The organism is Mycobacterium riyadhense (assembly GCF_963853645.1).
Lineage (GTDB): Bacteria > Actinomycetota > Actinomycetes > Mycobacteriales > Mycobacteriaceae > Mycobacterium > Mycobacterium riyadhense.
On record NZ_OY970457.1, the window covers coordinates 360,298 to 377,982 of the forward strand.

A 17,685-nucleotide genomic window follows, 5' to 3' on the forward strand; every position below is an offset into this window, starting at 1 on the left:
GTCTACCCTGTCGAGTTCCCGAAAACCAGTTGCGCTGCGGCGGGTTGCCAATGTCGTGACCGCACACAGCGGTATCCGTCGGACCTGACCGACGAGCAGTGGAAGCTGCTGTCCCCGGAGGTCGAGGCGGTGATGGCCCAGCTGCGCCGAGGCCCAGGCGGGCGGGCGATGGTCCACGATCTGCGGGCGGTCCTGGATGCGATCGGTTACGTGACCCGATACGGCATCGAATGGCGGGCTCTGCCAGCGGATTCCCGCCGTGGCGGGCTGTGTATGCCTTTCTTTCAGCGGTGGAGCCAGCGCGGGATGCCCCAGCGGCTGGTCGGCGGGTTGCGCGGTCGGCTGCGTGTCGCGTGGGGTCGGGCCCCACTTGCCCACGGCCGGAGTTATCGACGCACAGTCGGTCAAGGCAGCCGAGACCGTCAGCACCACCACTCGCGGCTACGACGCCGGCAAGAAAATCAATGGCAGAAAACGACATATCGTGGTGGACTCGCTGGGCCTGCTGCTGGTCGTGGTAGTCACCGGGGCATCGATGCAGGACCAAGGCGCCGCGTTTCGGCTGCTGGCCGCGGTGCGGGAACACTTCTCCACGATCTCGCTGGTGTGGGCCGACGGCGGCTACGCCGGGCGCCTGGTCGATTGGGCGGAATCCGTTCTGGCACTTACCGTCCAAATCGTCAAGCGCAATGACGACATGGCTGGCTTCAAGGTGCTGCCGCGCCGCTGGGTTGTCGAGCGCACCCTCGGCTGGATGCTGCGCTACCGCCGACTGGTCCGCGACTACGAACGCCGCCCCGACCATCACGAAGCCATGGTGCTATGGGCCACCGTCACAATCATGACCCGCAAACTCCAACAGACGACATCAGGTACGCCACCGTATCCCAGATGGGGACGCCCCCGTACCGGCCCGCCAACGGCCATCGAGCAGGCAGCATAACCATTTGTGAACAGGCTCTCAGTCATGAACTTGCCCTGCATTGGCTGGGGCGGCGGCTTTGATCGTCCAGAGGACTATTGTCCCCAGCAATAGGCCCACGCCCACGTCGATTTCACGGTGGGGGAGAAGCGCAACTGGTTGCGGACGCGGGGGCTGAAGATTTTCCGCTGGTGGGCTGGGTCGAGCGTGGTGGTTACGACGCACAGGGACACGGCACCTCGGTGCCGAAGTTTCACATCACCTGGGGCCACCGCGCCGGCGTTGGTCGAGATATTTGCGCGTCAGGTGCGGGGTGCCGGCCGACTGTACGATTTGCGCACCGGCATCAGGTTGACAGCTTGATTGTGGAAGGGTGATGCGGTGACCGGGCGTTCGGGGCACCGAATTAGACGGTTCTACGGTCGCGAAGGAGGGCTGGCGCGCGCGCTGCTCGCCTGGGTTGGGAAAGTGAACGCTGTGTTTGGGGCGAGAGAGGTGTGAGGTGGCAAGAACCGCTTGCGCGACAAGATCCTTGGGGCGCGGGGCAGTATTGAGGGCCCGCGGTATCGCATACCCGGCTCCACCGGTCACGATGAACACCAACAACGCCTAGACGCCATCACCATGAACACCACCGAGTCAGCATGAACACCAACTACGGCCATTCATCTTCACCGAAAGCGCCACTCCCATAATCATATTGAACGCCCGGCAACCGTTGAGCGGAGGAAACGACGTGGTCGCAAGTGATCAGTCTGCATACCTGGAGAAACGACAACTGAAGACCGGTAGCGCCGGCTGGTTGCTACTGGCGGGGCTGGGTATCAGTTACGTCGTCTCGGGTGACTATTCGGGCTGGAACTTCGGCCTGGCCCGCGGCGGCTTCGGCGGATTGTTGATTGCGGCCGGGGTGATCGCCGCCATGTATCTAGCTTTAGTCCTGGGCATCGCCGAGCTGTCGTCGGCCCTGCCGGCCGCGGGCGGAGGGTATACGTTCGCCCGGCGCGCGCTAGGGCCGTGGGGCGGGTTCACGACGGGTACCGCGTTATTGATCGAGTATTCGATCGCACCGGCCGCAATCGCCACGTTCATCGGCGCATATGTGCAATCACTCGGGCTCTTCGGTATTCGAAACGGCTGGTGGGTGCGCGCGAACTGGCCCGCCCCTACCGGACCTCCGGGGGGAATCCTCACGACGGGCTTCGCATTAGTAGTGGCCGCATTGGCATTCATTGCCACATTCCTGGTCGACAGCGTGGCCGCCATATGTTGTTTGGCCGTATTTTGTGCGTTCCTGCTCTACTTCGGTTTGTACAGCCGGCACCGATTGGTCGCTAACGCTCCAGACGAAGAACTGGCCGGGTTATGACCTACCGGCAGACCGTTTCGGGTACCACCTACACCTTTGACGGCCTCGTCGAGGTGATGGCGAAGGCGACACCACTGCGCTCCGGCGACCAGCTCGCCGGTTGCGCCGCCGAGCACGACGCCGAACGTGCCGCGGCGGCATGGGTACTGGCCGATCTGCCGCTAACGACCTTCCTCAACGACATGGTGGTGCCCTACGAAACCGACGAAGTCACCAGACTGATCATCGACAGCCATGACCGCGAGGCGTTCAGCTCGATCGCCCACCTGACGGTAGGCGGTCTGCGTGACTGGCTGCTGGATGCGGCGGCCCGTGACGACAGCGCGACGCGCATCGCCGCGATCGCCCACGGTCTGACACCGGAAATGGCCGCCGCGGTGTCAAAGATCATGCGCAATCAGGACTTGATTCTGGTGGCTGCCGCGAGCACCGCGACCGCGGCGTTTCGTACCACCATCGGGTTGCCGGGCCGGCTCGCCACCCGGCTGCAGCCCAACCACCCGACCGATGACCCGCGTGGAATTGCCGCAGGGATGCTCGATGGCTTGCTGATGGGGTGCGGCGACGCGGTGGTTGGTATCAATCCGGCGACCGACTCGCCACAGGCGACGGCGGATTTGCTCTATCTCCTGGACGACATCCGGCAACGTTTTGATATCCCCATGCAATCGTGCGTGCTGTGCCACGTGACAACCACCATGGAGCTGATCGATAAGGGTGTGCCTGTTGATCTCGTGTTCCAGTCGATCGCGGGCACCGAAGGCGCTAATTCAAGCTTTGGCGTGACCATCCCAATGTTGTTGGAAGCCAACGGAATCGCCCGGTCGCTACAGCGTGGCACCGTCGGCAATAACGTCATGTACCTCGAGACGGGACAGGGTTCGGCCCTATCGGCGGGAGCGCACCTCGGCACCGGAGGCAAGCCCGTGGACCAACAGACATTGGAGACGCGGGCCTACGGGGTAGCCCGGGCACTGCAGCCACTGTTGATCAACACCGTGGTCGGATTCATTGGGCCCGAATACCTTTACGACGGTAAACAGATCATCCGCGCCGGCCTCGAAGACCACTTCTGCGGGAAACTGCTCGGCCTACCCATGGGTGTCGACGTCTGCTACACCAACCACGCCGAAGCCGACCAGGACGACATGGACACGCTGCTCACCCTGCTAGGCGTGGCGGGCGCCGCCTTCGTCATCGCCGTCCCCGGCGCCGACGACATCATGCTTGGCTATCAGAGCCTGTCGTTTCACGACCCGTTGTACGTGCGGCAGGTACTGGGGCTGCGTCCGGCACCGGAATTCGAAGCTTGGCTGGCCGCTCTGGGCATGGTCGACGCCAACGGCCGCGTGCTGCCCGTCGATCTCGCGACCTCGCCATTGCGCGCATTGGCAGCTCGCTGATGAACACTCCAGACTCGCGACCTACAGACGACGCTTGGGCGCTGTGGCGGCAAGCCACCCAGGCACGCATCGGGCTTGGGCGTGTGGGCAACTCGCTGCCCACTCGGCGGGTCCTGGAATTCCAGGCCGCGCACGCCGCTGCGCGCGACGCCGTGCATGACCCGCTCGACGTCGACACCCTCACCGAGCAGATCCGCGGTCTAGGCAGTGGCGCGCCACTACACGTGCAGAGCAAAGCCGCGTCACGTAGTGAGTATCTTCGCCGTCCCGACCTCGGCCGCAGTCCCGCAGACCTGTCGGTACTGCCAAAGACCAACGCAGACATCGGCATCGTGCTCGCCGACGGCCTCTCGCCCCGCGCGCTGCGTGATCACGCCGCCGGATTGGCCGAAGCGCTGGTGCGCGAATTCGACAACCGTTACCGCATCGCGCCGCCCGTGATCGCAACCCAGGCTCGCGTCGCCCTCGGCGACCACATTGGTCACGCGTTAGGCGTACAAACACTGCTCGTGATCATCGGGGAACGCCCTGGACTATCAGTTGCCGACAGTCTCGGCATCTATCTGACCCAGCGGCCATCGCCAGGGCTCACCGACGCGGACCGCAACTGCATCTCCAACATCCACCCTCCCGACGGTCTTGATTACAAAACGGCTGCGGCCACCACCGCGGTGCTCGTCGCCGGAGCCCGCAGGCTGGGCCGCTCCGGTGTCACCCTGAAAGACACTTCGCGCACCGAGCTGTCCGCGGGTGACGCACTAAGCATCGAATGACTCCGGGGAGCCGTCTCTTGGGACGCCGACCTGGACGGCGCCGTCGGCATGTGGGGCAAGCTGTGTTGTGCCAGCACGCCGTGTTGCGCCTCGCTGGTGCGCTGATTTCGATTCTGGCCCAACCGTTTCCAGATCACCGTATCCACGACATGGGCGACGCCGCGACTACGGCGCACGGTGTGCTGGTCAGCGACTCCAGCGAAGACAAGGTGTTGGCGATCGTCACCACCGACACCGACATCACCGTCCAGTCGTCGCCGTGCGCTACGCTCACCACTTGCCGATCGAGACCGCCACCACCGCTGGCAAGCAGCCGTTGGGCATCGGCCATCCCGGTATGCCGCTGCGCGAGAATTATCCAATCGCCAAGCAAAGAACAAGCCATTCCTGCACGGCGAGATCGCCCGCCATCAATCAACTTCGCAGACAACAACTGGCCCGAGGCCGCCCGTACACCACGGGCTCATATACCACCGGCAAGCCATGCGCAAATGTGCAGTAGCGAACAAGTCATCACAACTGTACCCCGACGGCACTATTGAACTGATCGCCTAAGTGCTGCGCCGACATAACCGAGCCCATGTTGGTCAACCGGCCACAATAGAGGCGCCAGCTGTGCGCGATGACCTCGGAACACCAGTGCCGCACCGAGACCGCTGACCGGCTAGGTCGGCCTGCTGGCGGTCCGCCAATGCCCCACCACCTCTGGATAGCCGGGTGCATGCGCTGGCAAAGAAGTTCGACCGTATGCTTGGACACGCGCACCGGTAGCTAAGGCAAAGAGCTAAGGAGGCAATGGCTCCGTGGACCCCAAGTGGCGTCGCAGAGATCGGCGTATGGAGTTGCGTACGACGGCTGAGGAGCGTGAGTTGATCGACCGCGCCGTGACCGCCAGTGGGACCGATCTGACAAATTTCGTCATCACTCACGCATCCGAAGCTGCTCGGCGTCTGCTTGCCGACCGAGACCACTTTCAGCTCGATGCAGCGGCTGCCAAGGAGTGGGAGGACGTTAACGCCCTGCCCGCCCGCGAGTTGGCGGATCTGTCTAAACATCGCCGCCCAGCACCGAGAGCAACTAGTGGAGGCCGGTCATCGAGTGTGCCGGCAGACATAGATCTGCAATAGGGCAGCGCCGCGGCCATCGAACCGGTCGGTAAACCTGGGCCGCCGTGGAAGCGGGAAAATGGGGCCACGGCCTTCCGGGACGAGACACCGAATCTAAAGCCTGACTTTGCCATTTTGAGCTCAACATTCGATACGATCCCGCCGCAAAATCGTCGCACCAATTCGAATCGCTGAATTCGGCCTAAGAAACTACATCCTTGTAACAATCCTCTGGGTAATAATAAGACTCTGAGGGATCGTGATTTGGGTACCAGACCTGCGCAAAAAAGGGATTCTTCGTAGCAATCTCGTCGTAGTTCCATGGGGGTGGCAGGCACTGCGGGCACCAGTGGCCCGCCTTAATGATCGTGTAAGGCTTCGCGGCGAACGCGTGATCGAACGCACAACGCCAGCCGAGCGTCTCGTACAAGTCACCGCTCCATGATAAAGACATACACTCACCGCCTCGAAATGCCGCGGCGTCTTGGAGATCGTTTAGTTCAAGCTCGGTCTTGGTTTCGTCATAGCCGTGATTCAATTGCTCGAACGGCGCATCGTGACGCATTTCTGGCATATCCTCATCCCAATCAGGGATACTCTCAAATCTCTCGTAGGATCCATAGAATGCGGACATGCGCATCTCGTTATGCGCCTCATACCAGCCTAGTGTGCCATCCGGATGCCGCGCAAGGGCGTCGAGCCGCTTGCGAGCGGTTTTCTCCGCGAATTTCTGGAAAGTAGGGGAAATCTTATTCAACGTGGCGACAACCTTCAATGACCGGGGTAACGCGCTTTTCACCATGTCCCAATAATCGTCCATTGAATCGCCCCAATTGTGGATGTATTCGTTGAGCAGTGCGGAATCGTCGAAGAATTGCATGTGGAAGTTACGTAGGGCAAACCATTTTCTCTCCATGATGTTCTTGTAATCCATGCCGAGCAATTCATACGCGATTTTCATGAAGTCGAGGAATACGACCCGGCAAGATGGTCCACCTGCCATGTTATAGACTCGTCGCCAGAAATCCGAGTCATCAGGGACGTCCAAGCAATTCACTAGGCCACGGCCGGCATCACGCATGGTGTTGTTTTCCATATAGCTGTTGATGGGTTGGTGGAACATGATCGGGTCTTCCGTGCGCAGGATGTCAGGAATCATGATGAATGTCTGACGCAACGATACCCAGCGCTTGATGTTGCTCTCGAGGACCGCCCATTCGCCTCGAACCTTTGTCGTAGCATAAAAGTCAAATATCGACGGCTTCAGCGGATCGCCCACCCGGCCACGCTGGATTGGCGGCAGTCGGTCGCCGGTCGCAGCGACCGTTCCCGTGTACACCAATCGAATGTTCTCGGCGCCATTTGGTTCCGCTTCGATTGCTCGCACGATATTTTCGATCGCGGTGGTATTCACGGCCTTAGCTTGCGCGGGATGCCGATCCGCCTCGGGAGGAATGATGGCCATGGTACAGAGAACCCAATCAACACCACGAATCGCCTGGACCACGTCGTCGTAGATGGTCGCGTCCCCCCAGACGATCTTGAACGAATTTCGAAGGTCCTCGCGAATACGCCTATCCTTGCATGATATGATTCCGCTGGACTTCAAATATTTTCTAAAGATTTTCTTGCTCTTTTTTGACGGGCGAAGCAATAGCACGATGTCGTACTTTCGCTCGCCGTTGTCGTTTTTGCGGCTCCACAATTCCTGGAAAGCCGCAAATCCCATGGAGCCTGACGCCCCCAGCAACAATACTTTTTCTTTTCGCATTTGTTTCCTATTCATTTTACGATTTCGGTTGTAGCGTGTAGTTTCTCTTCGGTATGGACGAGGAATTTGTTGTCGTCAGAATGTCCTCCAACCTGCTGATTCTCGTCGCCACGAGCGCCTAGCGTACCGCGCAGAGGATTACTGACGACTTCAGTAGGTGGAGTTTCCCGCGGCGCGCCCCTCCACCGGAGGGAGGATTGTAGACGGAGGGTCAAAATGGCAGCACCGCGCCGGACCTACTCGGTCGCGGCTTCACTGCCACCACGCCGCTCCGGAAGTGGCCGCGGATCTGACGCCCCGCCCGCATGGCTCACCGGCGAAGGGCTGCGACGCTGAGCTATTGGCCCCATCAGCACCATTGCCCATCAGCGGACTGCCAGTCTCGGCCTCGTCGCATCGAGGACAACAAGCACATCCATGTCCTTCAGCTAAACCTTCACGGTTCGACCCCGTAGAGATTCGCTCTAGTCGAGCAAATTCGACCATGCAACCAACACCAGCGCCACCTCCTTGGCCAACATGGCATGCAACTGCGATGAAAGTTCTTGACGATCCGTAATGCGGATGGTTAGAATCCGATGTATGAATCTTGGCTACGTGTTACGTCGCCTGCAAAGGTGCGACCAAACGCAGTGCGCGCAGCAGCAGGGGTTGTTGCCGCCGCATACGCATTGGTGGGCCCCGCGACAACATGAACGCCATCATGTTGCGTAGTGATGCGATGTCGGTGGCGACTGCACGCAAACGACTCTCGAAGCGGGGCATTGTCGCCAACGCCGCAGCCGGCCACAAGCACGAAGGTGATGTGACCGGCTTGCGTTCGACCACCGGTCTGGCAACAGAAGCAAGTCTTTGCCGAATCGGCAAGCTTGAAGTCGCGCACGCCATCATCAATGACTTTGCGGACAACAGCCCAGAAATGGCCGTCCATCACGGCAAACAGGTATGGCCAACGGCTCGTCGGTTAGACGATGAGATCGGACCGAAGCAACTTCCTGCGAATCTCAATTGTGCGGAGCGGCTGTGTCAATCGCGAGGACTGAGGTGAGGCAAATGACTACACCCCCCCCCCCCTCAACCGGGCGGCTGGAGATCGACTTCTCGGTCTACAACCCATTTGACCCTGAATTCATCAGGCATCCGTTCCCGGTCATCAACCGGATGCGTGAGGAGTATCCGGTCGCCTTCCACAAGGGTCTCAACGCTTGGTTGATATCAGGGCATGACCTGGAGGCCCGCGTGATGCGCAGTGCCCAGTTCAGTACACGATATGCGGATTGGAAGCACGCACCACCGTCACCTCCCGAAGATCAGTGGACCCTGTTCGACAGGTGCCTTGCGAAGTCAATGCTCAGTGTTGGGCAGGCCGAGCACATGCGACTTCGGCGGTTGACCGCGCCCGCGTTCTCGCGACGAGTCATGGACAAGATCGAGGACAACATCCGCTGCACCGTGGTCGGGGTCTTCAACGAGATCGAGGACCCGCGGCTGTTCAACGTCGCAACCGAAATAGCCGCCAAAGTGCCGATTCGTTCGATTGCGCAGATGATCGGGGTGCCGCACGAGGCTGACGAACTGTTCGAAGATGGGCTCGGGCGAAACCTCGTGCGTGCAATCGACCCGATGTATGCGGCCGAGCGCGATACCTACGTCAGAGGCAGTTTGCCGGGTCTGCAGTATCTCCTCGATACCATCGCCGATCGCCGTCGTTCTGACGATCCCGGTGACGATTTTATCGGCACCCTGGTCTCCACCGTGATCGACGATGAACGCCTCTCCGACATGGAGATCCTGTCGGTGATTTGGGCACTTGTGGTTGCTGGCGCCGATACGGCGGTGGACTTGCACACTCTGGCGATCCGCGCTCTGCTGCTGCACCCCGATCAGCGAAGGTTGCTGCGCGAGCAGCCCGAGTTGATGGGGGCGGCCATCTTGGAGGTGTTGCGTTGGTCCGCGCATCCCAAGTTGGGGTCCATTCCCCGGTTCCCATTGGAGGACATCGAACTCGGGGGGCAGGTGTTGGAGAAAGGATCTTTCGTAATGATGTTGGCCGCGGCTGCGTGGCTGGATCCGGCGAAATGGCCGGAGCCGCAGCGGTTCGACATCACCCGGAATCATTCGGGAAACATCATTTTCGGCGCCGGCCCACACATGTGTCTCGGGCTCAACCTGGCACAAGCGCAGGCCAAACTCATGATCGAGGAATTTGAGCGGCGCTTCGGCGGGACCGCCGAACTTGTCGGCGAAATCGAATACGATCCCGGGCACATCAACGCCCGACGCATCACCAAGATGATGGTGGCCACGGCCGCATCCTGAAGGAGGCAACACTAATGTGGCGTATCGAGGTCGATACCAACCGGTGCATGGGGACCCGGGCCTGCGTGCACGCAATCCCCGGACTGTTCGACATCGGCCACGACGGGGTGGCCCACGTCATCGGCGTGGCTAACGGCGACGATGAACTGGTCCGTGACGTAGTCGCGGAATGCCCGACCGCCGCTTTGCGGTTGATGCAAACCGTGTTGGTCCGAAAATGATGGGCGATTTTCGCGGTTCCCCGGGTCGGTACGTGTTGGCCACTTGAGGATCCCCCGCCGGGCGGCTAAGTGCTAAGCAGGACTGACCGAGCGGAACGATCCGGCAAATGAATCGCTTAAGTAATTGAGTAAGGAGAGCGCGAGGTGTTGCAAGGAATTGCTCGACTCGCCATTGCCGCGCCCCGCAGGGTAATCGGTGCGGCATTGCTTATTATGTTCGGCGCCGGAGTTTTCGGCTTCCAGTCGATCGATGCCCTGTTGGCAGGTGGCTACCAAGATCCGTCATCGCCCTCTTCGCAGGCTCAGCGGCTGCTGGCGGAAAAGTTCAACTACGGCGACATGGAGATGATTGTCGCGGTAACCTGCGACACGGGGGTCCAATCCGACTCCGCCCGGACCGTCGCCGCCGATATCGTCACGCAGCTGAAGGCATCGCCGGATGTTACCCGGGTGGACTCGGCCTGGACCGATTCGCCGCCGCTAACGCAGGATCTGACCAGCAGGGACGGTAAGACAGGGTTGATCGTCGCCGGTGTTACCGGCGGCGAATCGGGGGCTCCGAAGAGGGCCCAAGCGCTGGCGGATCGGCTGGTGCGCGACCGCGGCGGTGTCATTGTGAGGGCGGGTGGCGAGGCCATTATCGCCGCACAGAGCGATAAACAACTGCACAAAGACCTGCTGATCACGGAATCCATCGCGATTCCCTTGAGTTTCGTTGCGCTGGTGTGGGTATTCGGTGGCCTGGTTGCTTCGGCTATACCGTTGGCTATCAGCGGCTTCACGACAGTTGGCACGTTGGCGGCGTTGCGAGCGATTACCTTCGCAGCCGATGTATCGATCTTCGCGCTCAACATCGCGATGGCCCTGAGTTTGGCGCTGGCCATTGATTACACCCTGCTGATCATCAGCCGATACCGCGACGAACGCGCCGAGGGCGTGGACCGCGACCATGCACTAATTCGCACGATGGCCTCGGCTGGGCGGACCGTGCTCTTTTCGGCAACGACCGTCGGGCTGTCGCTGGCCACGCTGGTGGTGTTTCCGATGTACTTTCTGAAGTCGTTTGCATACGCCGGCGTCGCCGTGGTCTTGTTGGGGGCCGTCGCGGCGGTGGTGATCACCCCCGCTGCGATCGTTGTACTCGGTGATCGGCTGAACTCAATGGACCTGCGGCAGCTGGTCGGCCGGCTGCGTGGACGGCCCGGGCCGGTGCCGCGTCCGGTTGAAGAGAGCATCTTGTACCGCTCGACGAAAGCCATAATGCGACGGCCAATTCCGTTCGCCGTTGCGGTCACCGCATTGCTACTGGTGTTGGGCGCGCCTTTCCTTGGGGCGAAATGGGGCTTCCCGGACGAGCGGGTGCTGCCGCAGTCGACCTCGGCGCGCCAGGTAGGCGACATGATGCGCTCCGATTTTGACTACAACGTGTATCGAAAGGTGACCATGGTGATCCCCGATACAAGAGGGGTGACACCTAACGACTTGAACCGCTATGCCGCGCAGCTCTCGCAGGTGCCAGACGTTTTGTCGGTGATAGCACCTGGCGGGATCTTCATTAGCGGGTCGCTGGTCGCGCCACCTCCGGCGTTCGCCAAGATCAACGACGGTAGTGCGATCCTTAGTGCAAGCAGCGCGGCACCGCTATTCTCCGCGGCATCACAAGAGCAGTTGGATCGCATGCACGCCGTGCCAGGTCCTGGTGGCCGTATTGTGCAATTCACTGGCACGGCGGAGATTAATCGCGACAGCGTGCAGGCCATCACATCGCGCATACCGCTTGTCCTGTGCCTCATCGGGGCAATTATGTACGTGCTGCTGTTCTTGCTAACCGGCAGTGTGGTGCTGCCACTGAAAGCTTTGGTGCTGAATGTGTTATCAGTGACCGCTGCTTTCGGCGCGCTGGTGTGGATCTTCCAGGACGGCCACCTCGCTGCATTGGGTACCACGCCCAACGGCACCCTGGTGGTCACCACTCCGGTGCTGTTGTTCTGCATGGCGTTTGGGCTGTCAATGGACTACGAGGTGTTCTTGGTATCGCGGATCCGCGAGTACTGGCTGGCCAGCAGCCAAACCCCGGAGGATAACGATGAGGCTGTCGCGCTTGGCCTGGCCCGCTCCGGCCGGGTTGTGACCGCCGCCGCGCTGCTGATGGCAATCCCGTTCGCCACCCAAATACCGGCGCAGATGTCGTCCCTGAGAATGTACGGTCTCGGTCTTACCCTGGCTGTCGTGATGGACGCCACACTGGTACGCATGGTGCTGTTGCCAGCGTTCATGCGAGTAATGGGTCGCGCCAACTGGTGGGCCCCTAAACCGCTGGCCAGGTTGCACGCACGGATCGGCATCGCCGAAGGAGGAGACGTCCAGTGAGGCCAGCCTCGAACTGCCGAGGGTTAAGGCCGGGGCCCTGCTGCCATCCTCGGTGGGGAGGCCGCGCGATCCGCTCCAAGGTTGGACTCGCATGGACGCAGCCCTGACCGACACGCTCAGTATCGAGCAGGCAACGGTTGACGTCACGGCCTTTGGCCTGCAGCTTGTCGAGATGGACCAGGCGACGGTGGCAGCGCAGATGGTCACGGGAGTTAACCGGCTCTACCGAGTTAGCTGGGGCGTAGTTGCTTGGTTCTGAGTGGCGCCTGCCGTGATTGCGGGTGCAGTCCACCGTACCCGGCGGCGTTCGTTGTCGGGGGTGCGGAAGTCATATATCCGATTGTTTCGTGAAGCCGAACTGAATTTTATTCCGTTCGCACCCTTTGTCAGTTCGGCTTGGAGTACGACCGGGTCGGTGGGAGGTGAGCCCGTCGTAATGGTCCAGTCGTTATGCGACTTCGTTGCCCGGTCTTCGGGCAGGAAGAATGAGCAACGACATGGCATCGAACAAGCGTCGGCGGCGCCGCCATCCGCCCCGCCGGTGCCGCCGGCCCCGCGTTGGCTGCCGTGGCCGCTGGTTCTGCCGGCGCTGGTGGTGGCGCCGTCGTCGTCGCCGACCCCACCAGCACCGCCAGCGGCGTACGGTGCGCCCGGCTCACGACCCTGGTTCCGCTATGGCAGTATGACGCGATGGACGCATCCGGATTGCCCACATGGCTATTTCTGGTTGTTGCAGCGGTCGTCGCGATTTCAATCGCGGCCGGCACGATATTGGTGGCGAATCGCGTCACGCCGGAAATCAGCAAAGAACACAACGCGATGATGTCCCCGTTCCTCACAGTCGTCGGGCTTGTCTATGGCTCTCTCCTTGGGTTTACCGTGGCCGTCGGCTGGCAGCAGTTCTACGCCGCCCACGCTGTGGTTGCCAACGAGGCGGCCACGGTGGCGACGATGTACCGGCAGACCGTCGCCATGCCAGAACCGGAACAGACACAAGTGAGGCAGTTGTTGCGACAGTACGCGAGGGCGGTGGTGGCTCCCGAATGGGATCTCCAAAGTAGCGGCGGTACCAGCGACAGCGCGCGAGCTGCGATCACAGGGATGTACCGCGTCATTGGTAGTCAGCCGCCTAGCGCCGCGCCGGAGCCGATCAATCAGGCATTTCTAAACCAGCTAAGTGGGTTGGCGACGGACCGCAGCATACGTATTACCGATGCCAAGCCCCGGATACCCCCACTGCTGTGGACGGTACTGATATTCGGTGGGATCACACTGGTAGCGCTCACGGGTTTCCTGCGCATGGGCAGCACCCTCGGTCACACGGTTGTGTCCGGCACGATCGCTGTCCTACTCAGCCAGATGCTGTGCATCATCTTCTTGCTCGACCATTCTTTTGGGACTCACCGGGCGATCACGCCCGAGTCGTTTGAGCGATCACTCGCTGAGTTTGATGCGGTTGACCGGGGGACGTAGTCCACCACACAGGGTCCTGGTCTGAAAATAACCGGATGAGTTGCGGCTCTCGTTGTGATTTCGTGTTTGTCGTGTACCCGGCCGTGTGGGTGCTCAGGCGGCTTGGATCAGGTCGAAGAGGGAGGACGGTGAATCCGAGCGGTTGGCTTGACGAGACGATGCGGTGCATGGCGCGTTCAGGATCCAGTCGTGCGAAGTCGTCACCGCCGAGATCGGCGTAGTCAACGTCGTCGGTGAGCGTGTGCCATACCGCGATCGGGATCGAGTGTTGGATGGCGACAATGGCTTTCTTTTACCCAGTCGGGGTGTTGGGCGCTGATATCGGGCCCGAGGTGGGCGGGTGTGTTTGGTGCGGCCGGTGTCAATGCCTACACCGGACTAACTGCCATCAGCAACGACGCCCCGACGGCCCCACCTGACCCCGCTGACATGTCGGCGGGACCGCCGATTCGGAGGTCGTCCGACAACATCCAATCCACAAGCCCTAACAATTCGTTATCACTGTAGTCCGCCACACTTGACAACGGTCGGCGTTGTCGTTGGCGACATTGCCAAAGTTCGTATCGGCAAGCAATATATCCTCTGCCGATCTCTTCGAAACTTAGCCCGCTTGAGCTTGTTTACCTATCCCGGGCGCACCCGCACTTCGAGAATCTCCCGAACAGAGGCCGTCACGGAGGGGATAACACGATCAACCCATGAAAATCACCGGCACAGTCGTCAAACTCAGCATCTTCTTGCTGGTGCTGCTGCTCTTTAGCGTGATGATCATCATCGTGTTCGGTCAGCTCCGTTTCGACCCCACCAATGGCTATTCTGCCGAGTTCAGCAACGTCAGCGGGCTGCGCAACGGGCAGTTCGTCCGCGCCTCAGGGGTGGAGATCGGCAAGGTCAAAAACGTCAAGCTGGTCGACGGCGGCAAACGGGTGCGGGTGGATTTCGACGTCGACCGCTCGGCGCCGCTGTATCAGTCGACGACCGCGCAGATCCGTTACCTGGATCTGATCGGCAATCGCTACCTGGAGCTCAAGCGCGGCACCGGCGACGGCTCTGACAAGATCTTGCCGCCCGGAGGATTCATCCCGCTGTCGCGTACGTCGCCGGCGCTGGACCTTGATGCGCTGATTGGTGGTTTTAAGCCGCTGTTTCGGGCGCTGGACCCGGACAAGATCAACACCATCACCTCGGCGTTGATCACTGTGTTTCAGGGTGAGGGCGGCACCATCAACGACATTCTCGATCAAACCGCGCAGCTGACCTCGCAGATCGCCGAGCGTGATCAGGCGATCGGCGAGGTGGTCAAGAACCTCAACATCGTCCTGGACACCACGGTTCGGCACCGCAGGGATTTCGATCAGACGGTCAACAACCTCGAGATTCTGGTCACCGGGCTGCGCAACCACGACGACTCGCTTGCTGGCGGGACCGCGCGCGTCAGCAATGCCGCCGGAACGGTGGCCGATCTGCTGGGCGAAAACCGCTCTCTGCTGCACAAGACCATCAATTATCTGGACGCCGTTCAGCAGCCGCTGATCGATCACCGGCAGGAGCTCAACGATTACCTCCACAAGCTGCCGACCGCATTGAACATGATCGGGCGCGCCATCGGCTCGTATGGAGACTTCGTGAACTTCTACGCCTGCGACATCAGCCTCAGGATCAACGGGCTGCAGCCTGGTGGCCCGGTCCGCACGGTCCGGCTTTTCACGCAGCCGACGGGTAGGTGCACGCCGCAATGAGAACGCTGGAACCGCCGAATCCGCTGCGAATCGGGCTCATGGGCATCATGGTGACGCTGCTGGTCATCGGTGCGGGCCAAAGCTTTACCAGTATGTGGGCAAGATCGGCAGCATCGAGCCGGCGGGCGACAAGGTGAACGTCACCGCCGGTCTCATGACGCCTGAATCGTTGGCTGAATTGATGGGGGGTCCCGACATCGAACCCGTTCAATCGACCCTGCAGACTCCGCCTGGACCGCCGAACGCTTACGACGAGTATCCGGTGCTGCCACCCATCGGCTTGCCGGCGCAAGTGCCGATACCGCCACCGCCGGTCCCGGGCGTGGTTCTGGACCCCGCCCGCTCCCTCGCCCGCTCCAGGGCCGGCGCCCGCGCCCCCGTCGGCGCGCCGCTGCCCGCAGAGGCGGGAGCGGGCCAGTGAACGCGCTCAATGTAGTACGGTGGCGCGGCTGGCAGGCACTGGTGTTGCTGGTGGTCGCGATGGTGCTGAGTTCGTGTGGCTGGCGCGGCATCTCCAACGTGTCTATCCCGGGCGGCCCCGGCAGCGCTAAGGGGTCCTACATCCTCTACGCACAGGTGCCCGACACCCTGGGAATCAACGTCAACAGCAAGGTGATGGTTGCCGACGTGACGGTGGGCTCGATACGCAAGATCGAGCTGAGGAACTGGGTGGCAACACTGACACTCGGCATCGACAAGGGCGTCAAGCTAAGGAAGGGTACCCTCGCCAAGATCGGACAGACCAGCCTGCTGGGTTCGCAGCACGTGGAGCTGCACTCACCAGATAAGGGGGAACTGCTCAAGAACGGTGACACGATACCGCTGAAGGATTCGTCTGCGTTTCCCAATACCGAGCAGACACTGGCCAGCCTGTCGCTGATCATCCGCGGTGGCGGCATCCCCAACCTGGAGGTGCTGCAAAACGAGGTCTACAACATCTTCCACGGGCGGGCCGACCAGATCCGGGCCTTCCTGGCAAAGCTGGACACCTTCACCCGACAGCTCAACGAGCAACGCGACGACATCACCCACGCCATCGACTCCACCAACCGGCTGCTGGTTTACGTGGGCCAACGCGCGGACGTCCTGGATCGGGTGTTGACCGACTTTCCGCCGCTGATCAAGCATTTCGCCGACACCCAAAACCTGCTCATCAACGCCGTTGACGCGGTGGGAGGGCTCAGCCAGCAAGCCGGTCAATACCTGTCGGAGGCACGCAGCGGCCTCCATACCGACCTGCAGTCTCTGCAATGCCCGTTGCGCGAGCTCGGCCGCGCATCGCCGTACCTGCTCGGAGCGCTGAAGCTCATGCTCACCATCCCGTTCGACATGGAGGCCATTCCGAAGCTATTCCGCGGCGACTACGCGAATGTGTCGGCGACGCTCGACGTGACCTACAGTGCCATGGACAACGCACTGCTCACCGGCACCGGATTTTCCGGAGCGCTGCGCGCGCTTGAACAGTCGTTCGGCCGCGATCCCGAGACGATGATCCCCGACGTCCGCTACACGCCGAACCCGAACGACGCTCCCGGCGGACCGCTGGTGGAAAGGGCGGATAGGCAATGCTGACTCCCTTCACCAGGCCCGTAGGTCACTGGCGATGGCGCTCTGCTCAATTCTGCTGTCCGTCCTTGCTTCCATCGCTGAAATCGGTGGCGCCTGGCTAGTGCGGCTAGGGGTATGTGAGCATCCCAAACAGGCGTACACCCCAACCCGCGCAACCCGGGTCGAAAACGAAACATCGACAACAAACAACCCCAAACACTCACCATTCAACAAACCAACTACACAACCACCAGCAACACGACCATTGAATGAAAATGCCCTTACATCCGCATCAATAAGGCCCCAATTCAGCAAATGCATATAAGCATAGAACGAAACCCGGTAAGCCAATCCCGAAATCCAGGACGTCGCGGGGACGCTGGGATCTCCCTCTTGCTAGCATCACCTACATTTGTTGAGCGCCAGGAGAATCGGTGAGTACCAACCCATTTGATGATGACAACGGCACATTCTTCGTCTTGGTTAATGACGAGGAGCAGCACAGCCTGTGGCCATCCTTCGCCGAGATTCCAGCGGGCTGGCGGGTCGTTTACGGTGAGGCTTCCCGCGCTGCGTGTCTGGACTATGTCGAACAGAATTGGACCGACATACGACCGAAGAGCCTTCGCGACAGGCTGGCGCAGGGACAAGCCTTCGATGCATGAGCCCGC

14 protein-coding genes and 8 pseudogenes are annotated in these 17,685 nt (G+C 61.0%); 19 read left to right on the forward strand and 3 right to left on the reverse strand.

Translation table 11 applies throughout. The annotated features are described in order from the left end of the window. Nucleotides 1-132: 132 nt before the first annotated feature. The 6 genes and pseudogenes from AADZ78_RS28525 to eutC all read left to right on the forward strand — a co-directional run. Nucleotides 133-261 (forward strand): annotated as a pseudogene (locus tag AADZ78_RS28525) (transposase); the annotation flags it as partial. Nucleotides 262-346: 85 nt separating this feature from the next. Further along, nucleotides 347-943: an IS5 family transposase gene (locus AADZ78_RS28530; RefSeq protein WP_249044900.1), complete on the forward strand. Its 597-nt coding sequence runs from the start codon at nucleotides 347-349 to the stop codon at nucleotides 941-943. A gap of 20 nt (nucleotides 944-963) precedes the next feature. Then, nucleotides 964-1,296, forward strand: a pseudogene (locus tag AADZ78_RS28535) (FAD-binding dehydrogenase); the annotation flags it as partial. Between the two features lie 344 nt (nucleotides 1,297-1,640). Next, a pseudogene (locus tag AADZ78_RS28540) lies at nucleotides 1,641-2,073 on the forward strand (ethanolamine permease); the annotation flags it as partial. A 214-nt stretch (nucleotides 2,074-2,287) separates the two neighbouring features. Continuing rightward, a complete protein-coding gene (locus AADZ78_RS28545) occupies nucleotides 2,288-3,694 on the forward strand; it encodes an ethanolamine ammonia-lyase subunit EutB (protein WP_085249914.1) in 1,407 nt (468 codons plus the stop codon). Beyond that, entirely contained in the window at nucleotides 3,694-4,467 is a 774-nt protein-coding gene (eutC, locus tag AADZ78_RS28550) for an ethanolamine ammonia-lyase subunit EutC (protein WP_085249913.1), read from the forward strand. The genes AADZ78_RS28545 and eutC overlap by 1 nt, the downstream gene beginning before the upstream one ends. A gap of 133 nt (nucleotides 4,468-4,600) precedes the next feature. On the opposite strand, the gene AADZ78_RS28555 is transcribed toward eutC, so the two are convergent. Then, nucleotides 4,601-4,798, reverse strand: a complete 198-nt coding sequence (locus tag AADZ78_RS28555) for a hypothetical protein (protein WP_341343660.1) — start codon at nucleotides 4,796-4,798, stop codon at nucleotides 4,601-4,603. 505 nt (nucleotides 4,799-5,303) lie between these two features. Here AADZ78_RS28555 and AADZ78_RS29365 point away from each other — a divergent pair. Beyond that, nucleotides 5,304-5,465: pseudogene (locus AADZ78_RS29365) on the forward strand (DUF1778 domain-containing protein); the annotation flags it as partial. Nucleotides 5,466-5,544: 79 nt separating this feature from the next. Here AADZ78_RS29365 and AADZ78_RS29370 read toward each other — a convergent pair. Continuing rightward, nucleotides 5,545-5,617: pseudogene (locus tag AADZ78_RS29370) on the reverse strand (hypothetical protein); the annotation flags it as partial. Between the two features lie 158 nt (nucleotides 5,618-5,775). Further along, nucleotides 5,776-7,344, reverse strand: coding sequence for an NAD-dependent epimerase/dehydratase family protein (locus AADZ78_RS28565; RefSeq protein WP_169726266.1), 1,569 nt, complete (start codon nucleotides 7,342-7,344; stop codon nucleotides 5,776-5,778). 691 nt (nucleotides 7,345-8,035) lie between these two features. Here AADZ78_RS28565 and AADZ78_RS28570 point away from each other — a divergent pair. The 12 genes and pseudogenes from AADZ78_RS28570 to AADZ78_RS28615 all read left to right on the forward strand — a co-directional run bounded on the left by AADZ78_RS28570 (nucleotide 8,036) and on the right by AADZ78_RS28615 (nucleotide 17,679). Beyond that, the gene (locus tag AADZ78_RS28570) at nucleotides 8,036-8,392 is read left to right on the forward strand and encodes a hypothetical protein (RefSeq protein WP_085249909.1); all 357 of its coding nucleotides are present in this window, start codon (nucleotides 8,036-8,038) and stop codon (nucleotides 8,390-8,392) included. 5 nt (nucleotides 8,393-8,397) lie between these two features. After that, nucleotides 8,398-9,663: a cytochrome P450 gene (locus AADZ78_RS28575; protein ID WP_341343661.1), complete on the forward strand. Its 1,266-nt coding sequence runs from the start codon at nucleotides 8,398-8,400 to the stop codon at nucleotides 9,661-9,663. Between the two features lie 14 nt (nucleotides 9,664-9,677). Next, on the forward strand, nucleotides 9,678-9,884 hold the full coding sequence (locus AADZ78_RS28580) for a ferredoxin (protein ID WP_085249907.1): 207 nt from the start codon (nucleotides 9,678-9,680) through the stop codon (nucleotides 9,882-9,884). A gap of 144 nt (nucleotides 9,885-10,028) precedes the next feature. Beyond that, nucleotides 10,029-12,254: an MMPL family transporter gene (locus tag AADZ78_RS28585; protein ID WP_085249906.1), complete on the forward strand. Its 2,226-nt coding sequence runs from the start codon at nucleotides 10,029-10,031 to the stop codon at nucleotides 12,252-12,254. 91 nt (nucleotides 12,255-12,345) lie between these two features. Beyond that, nucleotides 12,346-12,513: a hypothetical protein gene (locus tag AADZ78_RS28590; protein WP_169726265.1), complete on the forward strand. Its 168-nt coding sequence runs from the start codon at nucleotides 12,346-12,348 to the stop codon at nucleotides 12,511-12,513. Between the two features lie 431 nt (nucleotides 12,514-12,944). Continuing rightward, a complete protein-coding gene (locus AADZ78_RS28595) occupies nucleotides 12,945-13,727 on the forward strand; it encodes a DUF4239 domain-containing protein (protein ID WP_085249915.1) in 783 nt (260 codons plus the stop codon). A gap of 698 nt (nucleotides 13,728-14,425) precedes the next feature. Continuing rightward, on the forward strand, nucleotides 14,426-15,466 hold the full coding sequence (locus tag AADZ78_RS28600; RefSeq protein ID WP_085249904.1) for a virulence factor Mce family protein: 1,041 nt from the start codon (nucleotides 14,426-14,428) through the stop codon (nucleotides 15,464-15,466). After that, nucleotides 15,463-15,561, forward strand: a pseudogene (locus AADZ78_RS29375) (hypothetical protein); the annotation flags it as partial. The gene AADZ78_RS28600 and the pseudogene AADZ78_RS29375, both read left to right, overlap by 4 nt. 44 nt (nucleotides 15,562-15,605) lie before the next feature. Further along, nucleotides 15,606-15,887, forward strand: a pseudogene (locus AADZ78_RS28605) (mammalian cell entry protein); the annotation flags it as partial. Beyond that, nucleotides 15,884-17,038: a virulence factor Mce family protein gene (locus tag AADZ78_RS28610; RefSeq protein WP_085249903.1), complete on the forward strand. Its 1,155-nt coding sequence runs from the start codon at nucleotides 15,884-15,886 to the stop codon at nucleotides 17,036-17,038. The pseudogene AADZ78_RS28605 and the gene AADZ78_RS28610, both read left to right, overlap by 4 nt. A gap of 31 nt (nucleotides 17,039-17,069) precedes the next feature. Next, nucleotides 17,070-17,159, forward strand: a pseudogene (locus tag AADZ78_RS29380) (hypothetical protein); the annotation flags it as partial. Nucleotides 17,160-17,448: 289 nt separating this feature from the next. Then, the gene (locus tag AADZ78_RS28615) at nucleotides 17,449-17,679 is read left to right on the forward strand and encodes an MbtH family protein (protein ID WP_085249902.1); all 231 of its coding nucleotides are present in this window, start codon (nucleotides 17,449-17,451) and stop codon (nucleotides 17,677-17,679) included. Nucleotides 17,680-17,685 lie beyond the last annotated feature (6 nt).

Bases quoted from the DNA above. Each gene is read 5' to 3' on its own strand.
- AADZ78_RS28545 (WP_085249914.1), top strand. From the start codon at position 2,288: ATGACCTACCGGCAGACCGTTTCGGGTACCACCTACACCTTTGACGGC.
- eutC (WP_085249913.1), top strand. From the start codon at position 3,694: ATGAACACTCCAGACTCGCGACCTACAGACGACGCTTGGGCGCTGTGG.
- AADZ78_RS28555 (WP_341343660.1), bottom strand. From the start codon at position 4,798: ATGGCCGATGCCCAACGGCTGCTTGCCAGCGGTGGTGGCGGTCTCGAT.
- AADZ78_RS28565 (WP_169726266.1), bottom strand. From the start codon at position 7,344: ATGCGAAAAGAAAAAGTATTGTTGCTGGGGGCGTCAGGCTCCATGGGA.
- AADZ78_RS28570 (WP_085249909.1), top strand. From the start codon at position 8,036: ATGAACGCCATCATGTTGCGTAGTGATGCGATGTCGGTGGCGACTGCA.
- AADZ78_RS28575 (WP_341343661.1), top strand. From the start codon at position 8,398: ATGACTACACCCCCCCCCCCCTCAACCGGGCGGCTGGAGATCGACTTC.
- AADZ78_RS28580 (WP_085249907.1), top strand. From the start codon at position 9,678: ATGTGGCGTATCGAGGTCGATACCAACCGGTGCATGGGGACCCGGGCC.
- AADZ78_RS28590 (WP_169726265.1), top strand. From the start codon at position 12,346: ATGGACGCAGCCCTGACCGACACGCTCAGTATCGAGCAGGCAACGGTT.
- AADZ78_RS28595 (WP_085249915.1), top strand. From the start codon at position 12,945: ATGGACGCATCCGGATTGCCCACATGGCTATTTCTGGTTGTTGCAGCG.
- AADZ78_RS28600 (WP_085249904.1), top strand. From the start codon at position 14,426: ATGAAAATCACCGGCACAGTCGTCAAACTCAGCATCTTCTTGCTGGTG.